At 62.9% G+C, this 17,626-nt stretch carries 11 protein-coding genes; 6 read left to right on the top strand and 5 right to left on the bottom strand.

Annotation, left to right across the window (positions count from 1 at the left end; all coding sequences use genetic code 11):
- From G7016_RS10990 to G7016_RS11005, 4 genes are all read left to right on the top strand, one after another.
- Nucleotides 1-191 (top strand): flagellin (locus G7016_RS10990; protein ID WP_258195113.1); only part of this gene is annotated, 191 nt, incomplete at its 5' end.
- Between the two features lie 136 nt (nt 192-327).
- Complete coding sequence (locus tag G7016_RS10995) at nt 328-3,231, top strand: chemotaxis protein CheB (protein WP_258195143.1); 2,904 nt, start codon at nt 328-330, stop codon at nt 3,229-3,231.
- Nucleotides 3,206-5,437, top strand: a complete 2,232-nt coding sequence (locus G7016_RS11000) for a putative bifunctional diguanylate cyclase/phosphodiesterase (protein ID WP_181113987.1) — start codon at nt 3,206-3,208, stop codon at nt 5,435-5,437. The genes G7016_RS10995 and G7016_RS11000 overlap by 26 nt, the downstream gene beginning before the upstream one ends.
- A gap of 134 nt (nt 5,438-5,571) precedes the next feature.
- Entirely contained in the window at nt 5,572-7,494 is a 1,923-nt protein-coding gene (locus G7016_RS11005) for a tyrosine-protein phosphatase (protein WP_181113988.1), read from the top strand.
- Between the two features lie 32 nt (nt 7,495-7,526).
- On the opposite strand, the gene G7016_RS11010 is transcribed toward G7016_RS11005, so the two are convergent.
- Nucleotides 7,527-8,507: an AraC family transcriptional regulator gene (locus G7016_RS11010; RefSeq protein WP_181113990.1), complete on the bottom strand. Its 981-nt coding sequence runs from the start codon at nt 8,505-8,507 to the stop codon at nt 7,527-7,529.
- A 194-nt stretch (nt 8,508-8,701) separates the two neighbouring features.
- On the opposite strand from G7016_RS11010, the gene G7016_RS11015 reads away from it, so the two are divergent.
- Nucleotides 8,702-10,675: a putative bifunctional diguanylate cyclase/phosphodiesterase gene (locus tag G7016_RS11015; RefSeq protein WP_181113993.1), complete on the top strand. Its 1,974-nt coding sequence runs from the start codon at nt 8,702-8,704 to the stop codon at nt 10,673-10,675.
- Here G7016_RS11015 and G7016_RS11020 read toward each other — a convergent pair.
- Nucleotides 10,672-11,550 carry a DMT family transporter gene (locus G7016_RS11020; protein WP_181113995.1) on the bottom strand — a complete coding sequence of 293 codons (879 nt, stop codon included), beginning with the start codon at nt 11,548-11,550 and terminating at the stop codon, nt 10,672-10,674. The genes G7016_RS11015 and G7016_RS11020 overlap by 4 nt on opposite strands.
- A gap of 91 nt (nt 11,551-11,641) precedes the next feature.
- Here G7016_RS11020 and G7016_RS11025 point away from each other — a divergent pair, with 91 nt between their 5' ends.
- Entirely contained in the window at nt 11,642-12,235 is a 594-nt protein-coding gene (locus tag G7016_RS11025; protein WP_181113997.1) for a TetR/AcrR family transcriptional regulator, read from the top strand.
- A gap of 72 nt (nt 12,236-12,307) precedes the next feature.
- Here G7016_RS11025 and katG read toward each other — a convergent pair whose 3' ends face one another.
- The 3 genes from katG to G7016_RS11040 form a co-directional block, all read right to left on the bottom strand.
- Complete coding sequence (gene katG, locus G7016_RS11030; RefSeq protein WP_181114000.1) at nt 12,308-14,536, bottom strand: catalase/peroxidase HPI; 2,229 nt, start codon at nt 14,534-14,536, stop codon at nt 12,308-12,310.
- Nucleotides 14,537-14,782: 246 nt separating this feature from the next.
- Nucleotides 14,783-16,387, bottom strand: coding sequence for a sensor domain-containing diguanylate cyclase (locus tag G7016_RS11035; protein WP_181114002.1), 1,605 nt, complete (start codon nt 16,385-16,387; stop codon nt 14,783-14,785).
- 164 nt (nt 16,388-16,551) lie between these two features.
- Nucleotides 16,552-17,475: an AraC family transcriptional regulator gene (locus tag G7016_RS11040; protein WP_181114004.1), complete on the bottom strand. Its 924-nt coding sequence runs from the start codon at nt 17,473-17,475 to the stop codon at nt 16,552-16,554.
- Nucleotides 17,476-17,626 lie beyond the last annotated feature (151 nt).

Consider the following 17,626-nt stretch of genomic DNA (forward strand, 5'->3'; position numbering starts at 1 on the left):
TGGAAAGCACCATCAGCAACATCAGCAACATCATCGAGAACGCTACCGCCTCTCGTTCGACCATTCAGGACGTAGACTTCGCCGCTGAAACCGCTGAGCTGACCAAGCAACAAACCCTGCAACAGGCGTCCACCGCGATCCTGTCCCAGGCCAACCAGATCCCGTCCGCTGTACTGAAGCTGCTTCAGTAATATCGGCCGCTGGTTAACGACAAGCCCCGCTTTCGAGCGGGGCTTTTTCGTTTTTATTCCCGGTATCCGCCCCGGCCCGAAGGCGGCATACTGCCGTATTCGCTGACGTTACGCTTCCCCGGGAAAGGACCGCTTCTTGACCACGATCAACCTTGAAACGCTGCACACCCCCGTCCCGGTGGTGGGCATAGGCGCATCCGCCGGTGGCCTGAAGGCACTGGAACACCTGCTTCATGCCCTGCCGGCGGACAGCGGAAAAGCGTTTGTGGTCATCCAGCACCTTTCTCCCCAGCGCCCTACCCTGCTGGCCGAGCTGATCGGGCGGCATACCACCATGCCCGTACTGGAAGCACGCCCTAGCGTGATGGTTCGACCAAACCACGTGTATGTCATTCCGCCCGGGCACGATCTGGTGCTCGAAGACGGCCGCCTGCAATACCTGCCACGGCGGCAGAATGGCGAGGCTACGGCGGTTGATACCTTCTTTTGCTCGCTGGCGCGTGAGCGCGGCGCCGACGCCGTGGGCATCGTGTTGTCCGGAAGCGGCCACGACGGCCTGCAAGGCTGCCAGGCGATCCTCGAAGCTGGCGGTTTCACCCTAGCGCAGGCACCCGATGAAGCTGAATACCCCAGCATGCCGGCCTCTGTCATCGCCGCCGGCCACGCCAGCAGCATCTCGCCAGTGGCAGAGATGCCCGAACGCCTGCTTCGTGGCCCGTCCCAACCCAACGCCGTGATCAGCGCTCTGGACTCGATCATCAAGACCATTCGGGCTACCACCGGGCATGACTTCGGCCACTACAAGAAAAGCACCATTGCCCGGCGCATCGAACGCCGCATGAGCGTACACCGCATCGGGGACCAGAGGGTCTACGCAACGTACCTGCAAGCCAACCCTGGCGAGGTACCGCTGCTGTTCAGCGAAATGCTCATCAACGTGACCCAGTTTTTCAGAGACCCGGAAGCCTTCGATGCCTTGAAGCAGAACATCCTGCTACCCATGCTGCAGAACCAGCCGCAAGGCTACGTGTTCCGGGCATGGGTGGCCGGGTGCGCCACCGGCGAAGAGGCGTACTCGCTGGCGATCATTCTTCAGGAACTGCGCGATGAGCTGCGCGGCCGGTTCGATATACAGGTCTATGCCACCGACCTGGACGGCCATGCCATACAAGTAGCGCGGGCGGGGTTGTACCCGGCCGCCATGGCGAACCAGCTTACGCCCGCGCGCCTGGCGCAATGGTTTACCGAAACCGAGGGCGGTTATCAGGTGCGCGGCGCCTTGCGCAAGCTTATTGTGTTCGCCGAGCACAACCTGGTCAGCCACCCTCCCTTCACCCGGCTGGACCTGCTGTGCTGTCGCAACCTGATGATCTACCTTGGCGCGCACCTGCAGCGGCAGCTGATCCCGATGTTCCACTACGCGCTCAAGCCCCATGGCGTGCTGATGCTTTCGCCCTCTGAAAGCATTGGCCACCATGCCGAACTGTTTACCGCCGTGGACCGCCGCTGGAAAATCTACACGGTAGTGAAAACGCTCCATACTTCAATATTGAAAAGCGAAACCCCGAGCAGCCGAGTGCCCGATCAGATGAAAAAAGGCTTTGATCAGACGCCCAGGATCAACCGGATTTCCAGTGTTGAGAACCTTACCAGGCGCATGCTGGTGAACGACTACGTGCCCGCTTCGGTCGCCACCGACCTGCGTGGGAATGTAGTGTACGTGCACGGCGATACCAGTGACTTCCTCCGGCCCGCCCCTGGGCGGGCGACACTGAACGTAGTCGACATGGCGCGTGACGGCTTGCGCGCCGACCTTCGCGCCGCCGTTCAGGCCGCGGCCGTTAGCACTGACGGGGCGCCTGTACGGCGTCAGGTACGGGCACCCGGCAACGACGTCCCCGGCGTGGCTCTGAGCGTGCGCCTGCTGCCTGCCACGCTGGATGACGAGCGCCTGTTGTTGATCAGCTTCGAGCCTTTGCCCAGCGAAGCCGTCGAAGTGAACACTACCCCGTCGGCCCTGAGTGACAGCGAAGCCGACCAGGTGATCCTGCTCGAACAGGCCTTGACCCACACTCGTGAGCATCTACAGGCGACCATCGACGAGTTGCAGATTTCCAACGAAGAATTCTGCTCCACCAATGAAGAGCTGCAATCGGCAAACGAAGAACTTCAATCCACCAACGAGGAGCTGGAAACTTCCCGGGAGGAGTTGCAATCGGTCAACGAGGAGCTGATCACGGTCAACGCCGAGTTGCAGGCCAAGGTCGAGCAGCTCGTCGACATGCAGAACGACATGAAAAACCTGCTTGATAGTATTCGGGTAGGTACTATCTTCCTGGACACCCAGCTGCGTATTCGGCGCTTCACCCGCGATGCGGTGACCATTTACCGGTTGATCGCCGGTGATGTAGGCCGGCCGCTGGGCGATATCACCTCGCAATTGTTGAACACCGACCTTACCGGCCCCGCCCGAAACGTGCTGGAAACGCTGATTCCCTTCGAATGCGAAGTCACCACTCGCCAGGGCCACTGGTTCCTTGCCCGGATCATGCCTTATCGAACGCTGGACAATGTGATCGAAGGAGTGGTAATGACGTTCCACGACATCACAAGCAGGGTGGCGGTGGAACGGTCCGTGCAAGCTGCGCGGGCCATGGCTGAAGCCATAATCGATACGGTGAAAGCGCCCCTGTTGGTGTTGAACGATGACTTGACGGTAGTCTCGGTCAGCCAGTCCTATCTGGAAGTATTCGGCGTGCGCGGTGATCAAACCGTCAATCGGCCGTTCGGCGAGCTGAGCGATGGGGTATGGCAGGTGGACAACCTGGTCGACGCGCTGAAGGCGATTTCCGGCAACGACAGTGTCCTGACTGATTTTTGTATAAACGTATGTTTACCCGCTACCGGGCGACTGGAAGTCAGGCTCGATGCCAGGAGAGTGCCGGGTGACAATACCCGGCCCAACTTGATTTTGGTAACGATGCAGATCAGCCGGCCCTCACTACGAGGCCACCATGAAGAAGCTGCCGGAGATAGTTGAGAGCAGTATCCGACAGCGCGCCGAACGCGCGCTGGACGAATTTCCCATTACCGAAGAAAGCCGCGTCTGGCGTGACCTTCAGCTGCATCAGGTTGAGCTTGAAATGCAGAACGAGGAGTTGCGCCGGCTGCAGGGGGACCTGGAGTCCTCCAGAGACCGCTACCTGGACCTGTATGAGCAGGCGCCGGTGGGTTACCTGGGCCTTTCGGCCAGTGGCATGGTCGAAGGCGCCAATGCCCGCGCCGAGCAACTGCTGGGGGTATCCCGCAAGCAATTGCTCGGCCGGCGCTTCGATCGCTGGGTACACCCCGGAGACCGTGCGCAATGGACGGCGCTGTTCGTCCGCGCCTGCCGGGACATGCGCGCCCACACCGCCGACCTCACCCTGTTGCGTAACGACGGCCAGCCCCTGGCCGCGCACCTGGACTGCGTAAGGCAGCACGGCGGCGCCCGCCACGTACGCCTGACCCTTACCGACATCAGCGAGCTGCGCCGCGCCGAAGCGAAGCTGGCCCTGGCGGCAAACGTGTTCACCCACGCCCACGAAGCGATCATGATCACCGACGCCGTAGGCACCATCCTGGAGGTGAACGAAGCGTTCCAAACCATTACCGGGTACTGCCGCCATGATGTGCTGGGCCGCAACCCCCGCATCCTCGCCTCGGGGCAAACCCCTCGCAGCACGTACACGGCGCTATGGCAGGCGCTGCATGAAAAAGGCTTCTGGAAGGGCGAAGTGTCCAACCGCCGCAGCGATGGCCAATTGTTCATTGCCGGGCAGACCATCACCGCTATCCATGATGACAGTGGCGAAGTGCGCAACTTTGTCTCGTTGTTCACCGACGTCACACAGTTGCGTGAACATCAGGCCCGGCTCGAGAAGATCGCTCATTACGACGCGCTGACGCAGTTGCCCAACCGCGTTCTGCTGGCCCAGCGAATGCAGCAGTTGCTGGGCCAGGCCCATGCCAGCGGTGGCAGCCTTGCGGTCGTTTATCTGGACCTGGACGGCTTCAAGGCAGCGAATGACCAGCATGGCCACGCCACCGGCGATCGAGTGCTCATTGTGGTCGCGCAGCGGATGAAAAATACCCTGCGCGAAGGCTGGCTGGCGTCGCGCCTGGGCGGTGACGAGTTCGTGCTATTGATCCCGGGGCTTGAGGATCATCAACACAGCACGCCGATACTGGAGCGTATTCTCAAGACCATCGCCGAACCCATCGAAGTCGATGGCGTCAACTTGCAGCTCAGCGCCAGCATGGGTGTGACCTTCTACCCCCAGCCGCAGGAAGTAGGCCCGGACCAGCTGCTGCGCCAGGCAGACCAGGCCATGTACCAGGCCAAGCTGGCTGGCCGGGGTTGCTACTACTTCTTCGATCAGCAACTGGAGCAGGACCTGCTGGCGCGAAATGCACGGGTGGACCGTATCGTCCAGGCCATGCACCAGCACGAACTGGTGCTGTACTACCAGCCCAAGGTGAACATGCGCAGTGGCAAGGTAGTCGGGGTAGAAGCGCTTATTCGCTGGCAACACCCCGAAGAAGGCCTGCTCTTGCCCGAAACGTTTTTGCCGTGCATCGAGAACGACAAGGTGTCCCAACTGGTAGGCGAATGGGTAATCCGCCAGGCGCTGGAGCAAACCCGGCGCTGGGCCGACCATGGCTGTGCGCTACCGGTGAGCGTAAACATTGGGAGTTGGCAGTTGCAACAGCCTGACTTCGTCGAGTTCCTCAGGCACCAGCTGTTGGTGTGGGGCAATGCGCCCGTTGGCATGCTTACCATTGAAATCCTGGAAACCAGCGCGCTCAGGGATATGGACCGGGTTTCGGAAACCATCGTGGCCTGCCGCAAGATCGGCGTGCGTTTCGCCCTGGATGACTTCGGCACGGGCTACTCTTCGTTGAGCTACCTCAACCGCCTGCCGGTCAGCCAATTGAAAATCGACAAAAGCTTCGTTCAGGACATTCCAGAGGCGAACGACAACCTGTCGATCCTCCAGGCCATTACCGGCCTGGCCCACGCGTTTGATCGCGAGGTGATCGCCGAAGGCGTAGACAGCTTGTACCAGGGTGTGCGGTTGCTGGAACTGGGCTGCGACCATGCGCAGGGCTTCTGTATCGCAGAGCCTATGCCCGCGCAGGAAATCGTGGGATGGATGCGGGCATGGGCGCCGCCTGAAGCCTGGCGGCTGCAGCCTCAGCTGTAGAGCGCGGTGCAGACACAACGCGCTGCAAATGGACCAAACACGCAGGCATTTCGGGAACGTACCAATCTGTAATATTTCGTACCAGACAAACACTGATAGTAGCCAGCCCAACCTGTATCCAAGGAGGCTACACAGTGTTTCCCCAAATCCTGCGGTCGTTGTCCATCCTCAGCCTTTCCGTGGGCGCCGCTCACGCTGCCGATACTGCCAACCTGGACACACCCAGGCTGGCCGGTATCGATAACTTCCGCGACATCGCCGGTACTACCACCGCCTACACCACGGCCATGGACGGCACGATGCGCGCCGGCGTGTTCTACCGTTCCAACGCCATCACCCCTACCGCCGCAGACCTGGCGACCCTGAACGGCCTTGGGATCACGGCGGTGTATGACCTGCGCACTGCGAGCGAAATCGCCGCTACGCCCGACACCCTGCTCGCCGGTGCCAGCTATACCAACATCGACATCATCGGCAGCGCCGCCTCGGGTTCGAACATCACCACGATCTCGGTGAGCAGCGCCGCCGACGCCATTGCGATGATGCAGGATGCCAACCGTAGCTTCGTGAGCGATGTCGGCATGCGCAGCCAGTTCGCGGTGCTGTTCAACGACCTGGCTGGCGTGGACGGCGCCGCGTTGTTCCACTGCACCGCCGGCAAGGACCGCACCGGCTGGACCACCGCTGTATTGCTGAGCATCGCCGGGGTGGACAGCAGTACCATCATGACCGACTACCTGGCCACCAACGATTACACCGCCGCCCGGGTAGCGGCCACGTTGGCGGCGATGCCGGCGAGCATGGCCGCCATCTACGAACCCCTGCTCACCGTGGATGCCAGCTTCCTGCAGGCGGGGCTGGACGAAGTGACCGCCGAGTACGGCAGCATGGACGCCTACCTCAAGCAGGGCTTGGGGCTGTCCCAGGAAACCATCTACGTGCTACGCGCCAAGATGGTCTATTACAACAGCCTTCCGGGCCAGGCCGAACTGCTGGGCAACTCGGCCGCAGGTGCCGGGCTGTTGCAACAACTGCAGAACAGCAGCCTTTCCGGCAACTACACCGCTTACAACTACTACCTGCAATCAGCGCTGGACGCCGGCAGCCTGGGGGGTGTGGAGGCGACGGTGGGCGGCCAGGTGCACGCCGATGCGGCCAGTTACCTGTTGCGCCAACCGGGCCTGATCGAGCAGGCGGCGGGGGCATACACCAGCGGCATCAACCTGAAAAGCGGCCAGCGTCAGCTGTGGACCGCCGGGCTGGCGGACTACCTGGGCACAGACGGTTCGGCGCACGCCGCCAGCAGCAATGAACATACCCAAGGCACACTGGTAGGGCTGAGCCAGCGGTTTTCCGAACAGCTGAGTGGCTATGCAGCGTTCGGCTATAGCCGAGGCACCGTGGGCGGCGCCGGCGGCGAAGCCGACACCGACCTTACCTTCGGCACCGCTGGGGTACGTTTCGCGCCCAACGGGTTGGAGCGCGGCCTGTATGTAGCCGCCGATGCCAGCGCCGGGTGGGTGGACTACAACAGCAAGCGCGAGCTGGGCGGTGGGTTGGGCGCGGCCAAGGGCGATACCCATGGCAACCTGGCGAGCGCCGCCCTGGCCCTGGGCTATCGAGCGCCGCTCGGTGCCATCAGCCTGGAGCCCAGCATGGGCCTGCGTGCGAGCCACCTGAGCCTCTCCGGCTTCCAGGAAAAAGGCAGCGAGCTGGCGCTGGACGTGGACGGTACACGGCAAACCCGCCGAAGTGCCTTCGCCAACGTGAAGGCGGCGTTCGCACCGGTGGGGCTGAGCGGTGGCTGGCAACTGGTGCCCGGCGTATCCGTGGGGTACGAACACGTGCTGGGCGATCACCGGGTGGAGAGCGAAGCAGGGCTGCCAGGGCTGAGCGTGGAGCAACGGGCTGCCTATGCCAACCGCGATCAGTTCAACGGCGCGGTCAATATGACAGCCAGCCTGGGTAACTTCAGCCTGGGCGCGCAAGCCGGTGCCACCGGTGGCGGCGATAGCCACGGGTTCAGCGGTAGCCTGAAAGCCGGTTACCAGTTCTGACCCTGCAGGTAGCCTGAGCGTGCCAGCTCAGGCTACCCACGTGCCAACCCCTTGCGTACGTCCTGAGGCCGCACACCATAGGCTTGCTGGAAATACTGGCTGAACCGGCCGACATTGGTGAAGCCCAGCTTCAGGGCCACCTCGCCAACGGCAACTGCCGGTTGCTGCTCCAACACGTGGCGTGCGTGCTCCAGGCGCACTTGCCGCTGGTAGGCCACGATGCTCATGCCGGCGAAGCGGCGGAAGCCGTCCTGCAATGCGCGCAGGCTCACGCTGGCCAGCCCTGCCAGCTCAGTGCCGCTGACCATTGCGCTCGGGTGCGCTCGCAGGTAGTCCATCGCCAGCTTCACGTGGCGCGGGGCAACGCCGGGGCCAGGTCGTCGAAGCGCCTGGCTATAGGTGTGCGGCCATGCCTCCAGCACAGCGTCTACGAGCATTTCACGTAACCGTTCAGGCATCAGCACACTGGCGTTCACCAGCGAATCCGCCTCGGCACTGGTGGCAAAGCGCACCAACGCCTTGATCCCGTCGAAACCAGGTTGAGCCAGGTCTACCAGGGGCTGAAAGTGCACAGGCTTCACCACGGGGGCGCCCAACAGCATAGCCAGCCGCTCAGTGAACAGGCTACGCCGTACCGACAGCCCATATTGGCTGTGACCGTCCACCATGCGCACCGAGCGCACTTGGGCTTTTTCCACGGCCAACCCCGCCTGGACGCTGCCAACGGCCTGGGTGGCCAGGTTGAACACGATATGCCCCGCAGTCGGCAGCACGAAGGTGATTTCGTCCGCCATGCCGGGCAGCTCGAACGCAAAGTCACCGCCATACACCATACGGCGGAAGCTTACCCCCTCGTAACGGCCGTACACCCCGGCAATCCGAAGCGGCTTTTCAGGGGGTGGCATGCCGGAGTACAGGCTGCCAAACACCTGGGTGAACAGGCGGCCGAAGTCATCGGAGGCCATGTCATCGGAGCGGATGACGATCTGCTTGCGCATGGGGGCTGCGGTCATGTGGTGATGTCAGCTCAGAAAAGGCACGGCCCGGCACGCTAGCAGCCGCTTATGACAACCACGTGACGGCAAGCGACCGGCTGCCTCAAGAAATCCGGTGGCCGAGCCGATACGTGCGCATTAGGCCGGAGGGTTCGGCCTGTCACTGCCGAAAACGTCAGCGCGCCTGCCGCGCGCTGGCAGGGATGAATGCAATGGGTAAACGCCTGGTTGAGCGACTTGTCACCCTGATGAAGGTGCCGAGCGATAACCCGCGCCTGCTCAAAGCGCAGTTCGTGGCGTTGTCCCGTCAACTGCCGATGATGTACTTCGTGTTGCTGATCAACACCTGGGCCCTGGCGTTTACGCACCTGGCGTCGGCCCCGGCGTGGCTGACCCTGGGTGTGCCTGTGGCCATGACCCTGGTGTGCTGCAGCCGAGCCGTGATGTGGTGGCGCCTTACCGATACGCCCCCAGACGCAGCCACGATCGCTGCGATGCTGGCGCGCACCAACCGCCTTGCCGTTTTCATCGCTATTGGCTTCACCGCCTGGTCGCTCGCCCTTTACCCCTATGGTGGGCCGTATGCCCAGGCCCATGTCGCCTTCTTTATGGCCATCACGGTGGTGGTGTGTATCTTTTGCCTGATGCACCTGCTCCCGGCCGCGCTGATCACTACCGCCGTCGTGGATCTGGCGTTCATCGTGTTTTTCGCGTCGACCAAAAACCCCACCTTCATTGCCACTGCAGTGAATATATCCCTCGTGTCGGTAGCGCTGCTGATCGTGCTGCAAAGCAACTACCGCAACTTCACCAGCCTGATCAATGTGCAGGCCCGCACCGAGCAGTTGAGCGACGAGAACCTGCGGCTGGCCAATCAGGACAGCCTTACCGGCCTGCCGAACCGCCGGCAATTCTTCAGCGCCCTCGATCAGGCATTGGAGGTGGCCCATGCCGAGGGCAGCCGCCTGGCGGTAGGGATCATGGACCTGGACGGGTTCAAGTCGGTCAATGACCTCTATGGGCATGGTGTTGGTGACAAGTTGCTGGCTCAGGTGGCTGAGCGCTTGCAGCGCCTGGCCAGCCCCTCGGTGCATGTCGCCCGCCTGGGCGGCGATGAGTTCGCGCTGATCCTGAGCCAAGGCCTGGACAACGACGCCCTCGCCGCCTACGGCGCCCAGGCGTGCGAGGCGTTGCAATCGGAATTCTCGCTCAACGGCCTGTCGATCCAGATCGGCGCCACCCTGGGTATCGCCACTTACCCACAAACGGCTGGAACGGCCAGCCAGCTGTTCGAGTACGCCGACTACGCCCTTTATCAAGGCAAGCGGCAAAATGCGGGCACGGTATGCCTGTTCTCGGCGGCCCACTACACCCAGTTGCATCAGGACGCGGTGACCGAGCAAGCCTTGCGCCGGGCCAACCTGGAGCAGGAATTCTACGTGCAGTTCCAGCCCATCCTCGATGCGCACACCCAGGCTACAGTGGCCTTCGAGGCGCTCGCGCGGTGGAACAGCCCGGAGCTGGGCGTGGTGTCCCCGGCCCGGTTCATTCCGGTGGCCGAGCGCAGCGGGCTGATCAATCGCCTTACCCTGCCCTTGCTGCGCACAGCCTTGGAGCAGGCGCGGGCCTGGCCGGCGCCGGTACGGCTGTCGTTCAACCTTTCTGCCCATGATTGCGCTTCCTGCGAGAACGTGGGGCTGATCGTTGGAGTGATTCGCGACAGCGGGTTCCCACCTTCGCGGCTGGACCTGGAAATTACCGAAACGGCCATCGTGCATGACCTTGAGCAGATGCATCGGGCCATTGGCCACTTCCGCCAACTGGGCTGTGGCATCGCCCTGGACGACTTTGGTACCGGCTATACCAACCTGGGTCAGTTGCATGCCCTGGCGCTGACCAAAGTCAAGATCGACCGCAGCTTCGTCAAGGACATTCAGGCCCACCCTGCCAGCTACAAAATCGTCAAGTCGTTGGTCGCGCTCACTCAGGACATGGGCCTGGAGTGTGTGATCGAAGGGGTGGAAACGGAAGCCGAGATGGCCGCGCTCACGCGGCTGGGCTGCACCCTGGTGCAGGGGTTCCTGTTCAGCCGACCGATGCAGTTCGACGATACTCTCGCCTGGCTGGGCGAAGCCGACCGGGCCCATGGCCCCGCCGACCCATTGCGGGCCACCCCTTCGGCCTAGGCGGCGCACGCCCGGGAGCCCCCACGCGCGCTCAGCGCCAAGGCCACGCCGCTGGCACATACAAGCCCCGCCCCTATCAGCAACTGCACCGTGGGCACATCCGCGAAGATCAGATAGCCAAGCAGGCAAGACCACACCACGCTGGTGTATTCCAGCGGGCCCACGATAGACGCGGGCGCCCAGCGGCAGGCTTCGAGAAAACAGTACTGCGCGAGGTAAATCTGCGCCCCCAGCGCGATCATCAGCCCCCATTGCCACAGCGTGGTGGGCGTTTGCCAGGTCATCAATGCGCCGCTGCCCAGGGTGAATACCGCCCCGGTGACCAACAGCTGCGCGGCGGAGCTGTCCTGCGCGCCGCTCTTGCGGGTATACACGACGGTCAGCGCCCAGAACACACCCGAGCCCAAAGCTATCAGCGAGGGCACGGGGCTGAGCGCGCCGCCAGGGTTGGCGGCAAGCACGCTGCCAACGATACCCACCAGCAGCGCCAACCAGCGATAGCCGTGCACCCGTTCGCCCAGCACGAACACCGACAGCACCACGATGATCAAAGGGGCCGTGCAATACAGCGTAGTGACCACCGACAGCGGCAACTCCCGCGCCGCGAGGAAAAAGCACGCCATGGAAAGAAACTGCAACACCCCCCTGAAGCCCATCGATCGGCGCTGAGGGCTATAGATGGCCGCCGATGCGGTGCCCCGATGGCTTACCCCCAGGGTGATCAGCAGCATCACCACGCTGCGCATGAACACCAACTGCCAGAGGGAATAGTCCGCCTCCAGCCATTTCACTGTCGCGTAGGTCAGGGAGTAGATGCCGTAGCTGGCGCAGGCGAACGCCACGCCCAGGTATTTGCGGTCGATGGCAAACGTCATCCAGTGCCTCCTGTCGGGTTAATCGCGGTGAGAGTTGCCCCTTGCCGCGGGACAGGTACAGGATTAGCAGCTAGTTAACTGGTCTACTATCATGAGCAAGCAAAATCACGCCACGCGGTCGCGGCTTGTTGCCGAGGGCTTGAAATCGATGTTGATCAACGGCTATGACGGGATCGGGCTCAACAGCATCCTGGACGCGGCCGGTGTGCCCAAGGGCTCGTTCTATTACTTCTTCAAAAGCAAGGAGGATTTCGCCACGGCGGTACTGGACGCCTACGAAAGCCATTACTTCGAGACGCGCAGCGCCCTGTTCAGTGATTTCTCTACCAGCCCGTTGCAGCGCTTGAAGGAATACTTCAACGAAGCCGAGCGGTTGCACCTGGCGCAAGCCCCCATGGGTGGCTGCCTGTACGGGGTGTTCGGGCAAACCGCCACCGCCCGCACTCCCGCATTCCGGGAGCGGCTGGCCGCAGTGTTCCGCCGCTGGGAAGCGCAGATCGAGGGGTTGCTCGAAGAGGCGCAGGCTGCGGGTGAGGTCGACCCCACGCTGAATCCGCGGGAAGCGGCAGCGTTCTTGATCGAGGCCTATGAAGGGGTATTGATTCGAATCAAGGTGGACGGAAATCCCGAAGCGTTCGAGCGCTTCAAGCGCTTTGCGTTTGCGGCATTGGAGGTTCGGAGGTGAAAGTTCCCAGGCTTCGCCTGGTCCCACATGTTTCAGCCTGCAGGACCGGGTGAAACCCGGGAACTCTAAGGGTTAAGCGGACAGTTTCTGGCTGAAGGCGTCCTCCGCGGTGCCCATGTCCAGCCGGTCGGCGTTCATGACCTTGTTCCAGGCAGCCACGAAATCGTTCACGAACTTCTCGTTGCCGTCAGCAGCACCGTACACCTCTGCCTGGGCCCGCAGTTCCGATTGCGAACCGAAAATCAGGTCCGCCCGGGAGGCAAACCACTTGGGCTGGCGGGTCTTGCGGTCCAGGCCCTGGAAGCGGTTCTTGTGCTCGGTGGGGTTCCACTCGGTGTTCATGTCCAGCAGGTTCACGAAGAAGTCGTTGGACAAGGTGCCCACACGGTTCGTGAATACGCCGTCCTGGCTGCCGTCGGCATTGGTGCCCAGCACGCGCATGCCGCCCACCAGAACCGTCATCTCCGGTGCACTGATGCGCAGCAGGTGTGCCTTGTCGACCAGGGCTTCCTCCGGCGCCATGAAATGGGCCTCGTGATAATAGTTGCGGAAGCCATCGGCCAGCGGGCGCAGCGCCTCGAACGAATGGGTATCGGTCCACTCTTCCAGTGCGTCCATGCGGCCAGGCGTGAACGGCACCTTGATGTTCACACCGCCGGCCTGAGCGGCCTCCTCGATGGCGGCGCAACCGGCCAGTACGATCAAGTCTGCCATGGACACTTTCTTGCCACCGGCCGCTGCGCCATTGAACGCGGCCTGGATGTCGGTGAGCTTTTGCAACACGTGAGCCAGCACCGGCGGGTTGTTCACTGGCCAGTCTTTCTGCGGCGCAAAGCGGATGCGCGCACCGTTGGCACCGCCTCGTTTGTCCGAGCCACGATACGTGGAGGCGGACGACCAGGCGACGTACACCAGTTGGGAAGGCGCAATGCCGGTGCCGAGGATCTGGTGCTTGAGCGACGCGATATCCGCCTCGTCGATCACGGGATGATCGAGTTCGGGGATCGGGTCTTGCCAGATCAGGGTTTCCTTCGGCACCAGCGGGCCGAGGTAGCGGCCGGTCGGGCCCATGTCACGGTGGGTCAGTTTGTACCAGGCGCGGGCGAAGGCATCGGCGAACTTATCGGGGTTGGCGAGGAAGTCCCGGGAGATTTTCTCGTAGATCGGATCGAAGCGCAGCGCCAGGTCGGAGGTGAGCATCGTTGGCTTGCGCTTTTTGTTCGGGTCGAACGGGTCGGGCACGATTTCCGGCCCGTCCTTGGCAACCCATTGCTTGGCGCCCGCAGGGCTGGTGGTCAGTTCCCACTCGAAGCCGAAGAGGTTTTCGAAGAAGTAGTTGGACCACTGGGTGGGGGTCTGGCTCCAGATCACTTCCAGGCCCGAGGTGATGGCGTGTGCGCCTACGCCGGTCTGGAACTTGCTGCGCCAGCCAAGGCCCTGGTCCTCGATCACCGCGCCTTCAGGTTCCGGTCCCATCAGCGACGGGTCGCCCGCACCGTGGGTTTTGCCGAAGGTATGGCCGCCGGCGATCAGCGCAACGGTTTCTTCGTCGTTCATGGCCATGCGAGCGAAGGTTTCGCGAATGTCGATGGCCGACTGTTTCGGATCTGGATTACCGTTCGGGCCTTCCGGGTTTACATAGATCAGGCCCATCTGCACGGCACCCAGGCCGGGGTGCAGTTGACGCTCACCGCTGTAGCGTTCGTCACCCAACCAGGTACCTTCAGGCCCCCAATACAGCTCCTCGGGTTCCCAGGTGTCGGAGCGGCCGCCAGCGAACCCGAAGGTCTTGAAGCCCATGGATTCGAGCGCCACGTTGCCGGTGAGCACGAACAGGTCGGCCCAGGAGAGCTTGCGCCCGTACTTTTGCTTGATCGGCCACAGCAGGCGCCGGGCCTTGTCCAGCGAGGCGTTGTCGGGCCAGCTGTTGAGCGGAGCGAAGCGTTGTTGCCCGCCTGCCGCACCGCCGCGGCCGTCGGTGATGCGGTAGGTACCGGCGCTGTGCCAGGCCATGCGAATGAACAGCCCACCGTAATGGCCGAAGTCGGCCGGCCACCAATCCTGGGAATCGGTCATCAGGGCATGCAGGTCAGCGATCACTGCATCGAGGTCAAGCGACAGGAATTCCTCGGCGTAGTTGAAGTCGCCACCATACGGGTTGGAACGCGGCGAGTGCTGGTTCAGCGAGGTGAGGCTGAGTGCTTCGGGCCACCAATCACGATTGCCAGGTTTCTTTCGCGGGGCACCGTGGCCAAATGGGCATCCGCCCCCCCCTGCTTTTTCTTGTGTGTCGGCGCTCATGCTTTGCTCCTCTGTGGCAGCTGTTCAGGTCGGCTAATCGACGTAGCGCCATCGTGGGCGCTTCGGAAAAACGTTAGCACCCGACGCGAGGGTCCACAAACGCGCCGGTTGCAACGAACCGTCAGGCACTGCAGTGCCGGCCTTAGGCGCAACCGCTCTGGCGCGCTGATCACAGCCAATCGGCCTGACGGATCGGCTCATAGCATAGGCTTTGGCTATCGAAGCGATAGCACGGGTGTGCTGAGATCATCGGGTGCCGCTGTCCAGATCGGCGAGCGCGGAAGGGGTTTCGCGGGGTAGCCGGCAGGCCGCGCGGTTGCGGCCGCTGTGTTTGGCCAGGTACAGCAGTGCGTCGGCGGCCTTGATCAACCCTTCCGGGGTGGTTTCTTCCTTGGCCGGCGTGGTGAGGGCAATGCCTGCGCTCACGGTCACGATGCCCAGTGGGTGGTCACTGTGCGTCAGGTCAAGCGCACGAATGTCCTGCAGGATCTGCTCAGCCACGCTCGCGGCACCCGCTGCGTCGGTGTCTGGCAGCAAGGCCGTGAATTCTTCGCCGCCATAGCGCACCGCCAGGTCTGCAGGGCGTTTGAGTGCCTGCCGGATCGCGGCGGCCACCTGGCGAAGGCAATCGTCACCGGCGGCGTGGCCATAACGGTCGTTGTAACGCTTGAAGTGGTCGACATCCAGCATGATCAGCGCCAGCGAAGTACCCTGCCGCCTGGCACGGGCGATTTCCTGCGCCAGCGCCTGATCAAGACGGCGGCGGTTACCGATCCCTGTGAGGCTGTCGGTCATTGCCATGTCGCTGACGGTTTGGTGCGCGAGCCTGATGGCTTTCTCGGCTCTGATGCGTTGGCGCAATTGGCGAAGCACCAGGGCACCAAAACTGGTCAGTACGCCGATGAGCAACAGCAGCACCAGGCCCGTCTTGAACAGATCCGCGCGCCAGGGCCCCACGAAGGACTGCCGCGACAACCCCGCTTCCACCACCAGCGGGTAGCGCTCCAGGGCACGGTAGCCATATAGCCGCCGAGTGCCATCTACTACGGCTTTCACTTCTGCCACGCCCACGTTGGCCAACGGCAGGTAGCGCTTGAAGATTTCGCTTTCCTTGAGGCTTTGCCCTACCACTGCCGGATCGAAAGGTCGGCGGACCAGGATGGTGCCGTCGCGCAGCGCCAGAACCAGCGCGCCGCGGTCGTCGATCTTGAAGGCGCCGTAGTAATCCACGAAATAGCTGACCTTGATCGTGCCGAGCAGCACCCCGGCAAACTCACCCGTGGCTGTATTCAGCCGCCGGGACACCGGAATGATCAACTCTCCTGTGGAACGGCTACGTACTACTTCGCCGATCCGTACATTGCGGTCGGCATGGGTGCGGTGGTAAATGAAATAATCGCGGTCGGCGTTGTTGGCGGTGTCTGGCGGCTGGTCCTTGTCGGTGACCATCCATTGGCCTTCCGGCCCGTAGATGAATAGCCCGTGCAACTGGGGCATCACCTTGGCCTGCTCTTGCATCAAGGCGTGGATGCGGGGGACATCCATGCGGCTCAAGCCATCGCCTTCCACCCGCTCGCGAAGCTCGCCGGTAAGAATGTCGACCTGGCGAATTGCATCCTCGGCATGCTGGGCAGTGGCGCGGGCCAGGTTAGTGACGGAATTCTCCGCGATGGCGTAGGCCTGGCGATAGTCGCGCCACGCACGCCAGCCTTCTACTGCGGAGAAGGTGAGGATGACCAACAGCATGAACGTGAGCGTCAGGCCGAAGGTTGCGCCGGGCTGGTCCAGGCGCGCGATCAACGCCCGCACGGCAGGCCGGGGTGACAGCGACAGGGCTTTGCGTCCAGGCATATCGGCTCCGTGGCGGGTGGTGCCCTGGCATGGCGCCAAGCGGGCGCGCCAAAGGTTAGAGGTAGGTAGAGAAGCAAGATTCCGTGGGCGTGGATGTGCTAACTGGAATCTGGACATCGATGAACCTGCGGCCCCGTCGGGCCGGTCGCGGGCAAGGCGCGCTGCTACAGGGCCGGCTCGCCGTTCACCAGTGGCCGCGCTGGCGCCCGCTCTTCTCCGGGGCTGCGGTCGAAGTAGCGTTTGTACTCGCGGCTGAACTGCGAGGTGCTTTGGTAGCCCACCCGGTGCGCGGCCTGAGCCACGCTCATGCCCTCGCCTGCCAATACCTGCTGCGCCTTGAGCAGGCGCAGGCGCTTGAGGTACTGCACAGGCGACAGCAAGGTGCTGCGCTTGAAGTGCTCATGAAAGGTGGACGGGCTCATGTTCGCGCACTCGGCGAGCCTCTCCACCGTGAGTGCCTGGTCGTAGTGGTCCCGCAAGTACTGCAAAGCCGCGCCGATGCGGGCGAAATGCCCCTGCTGCTCCACCAGGGCGCGCAGCACACCGGCCTGGGGCCCGCGCAGTGCCGCATACAACACCTCCCGCACCCGCGCCGCGCCCATCACCTTGCAATCCTGCGGATCATGCAGGCAGCGCAACAGCCGCTCCACGGCATCGCGCATTGGTGCGTCCAACGCAGCGGACGTCATGGACTCGGGCGTCTGCGCTTTCACCGAGGCATCTGGCGGCAGCGCCATGGCCTGCACCAGTTCGCTGATTACCGCGCGGTCGATCGCCACCGCCACGCCATACAAAGGCTCGCGCACCGTGGCGAAGGTTTCACACATGAACGGCACCGACAGCGCCTGCACCAGGTAGTGGCCCGCGCCATATTCCAACGTGCGCGGCCCCAGCCGCGCCAATTTGCTGCCCTGGGCGAGGATGATCAGGCTGGGTTCGTAGATCTGCGGGCTGCTGGCCACGTAGTGGTCCCAGCTCATCGCCTGCACGCCTGGCAACTGGGTATCGTTGAAGCCGGGCTCGGTGGCCAGCGGTTTGATCAGTGAAACCAACGCGAGGTTGGCGTCGTCGTGCAGCGTGGGCGACATAGTGGCTCGGCAGAGGATTGGACACGTGCATCATCGCAGGTTTGCCTGCCTCAGCGCAGCCCTGGCGGCAGGTTCGGAGGAATAGGCACTACACCCGGAGGAATGTCCATGGCCCGCAAACGGCCGACCCGGGAAAATGGCCGCCTTTTAC

The sequence above is a fragment of the Pseudomonas japonica genome (genome assembly GCF_013522925.1).
In the GTDB taxonomy this organism is placed as follows: domain Bacteria; phylum Pseudomonadota; class Gammaproteobacteria; order Pseudomonadales; family Pseudomonadaceae; genus Aquipseudomonas; species Aquipseudomonas japonica_A.

Excerpts from the sequence above, each read along its gene's own strand:
- G7016_RS11040 (WP_181114004.1), bottom strand. The coding sequence starts at position 17,475 with ATGTCGCCCACGCTGCACGACGACGCCAACCTCGCGTTGGTTTCACTG.
- G7016_RS11020 (WP_181113995.1), bottom strand. The coding sequence starts at position 11,550 with ATGACGTTTGCCATCGACCGCAAATACCTGGGCGTGGCGTTCGCCTGC.
- G7016_RS11025 (WP_181113997.1), top strand. The coding sequence starts at position 11,642 with ATGAGCAAGCAAAATCACGCCACGCGGTCGCGGCTTGTTGCCGAGGGC.
- G7016_RS11035 (WP_181114002.1), bottom strand. The coding sequence starts at position 16,387 with ATGCCTGGACGCAAAGCCCTGTCGCTGTCACCCCGGCCTGCCGTGCGG.
- G7016_RS11000 (WP_181113987.1), top strand. The coding sequence starts at position 3,206 with ATGAAGAAGCTGCCGGAGATAGTTGAGAGCAGTATCCGACAGCGCGCC.
- G7016_RS11010 (WP_181113990.1), bottom strand. The coding sequence starts at position 8,507 with ATGACCGCAGCCCCCATGCGCAAGCAGATCGTCATCCGCTCCGATGAC.
- G7016_RS11015 (WP_181113993.1), top strand. The coding sequence starts at position 8,702 with ATGGGTAAACGCCTGGTTGAGCGACTTGTCACCCTGATGAAGGTGCCG.
- katG (WP_181114000.1), bottom strand. The coding sequence starts at position 14,536 with ATGAGCGCCGACACACAAGAAAAAGCAGGGGGGGGCGGATGCCCATTT.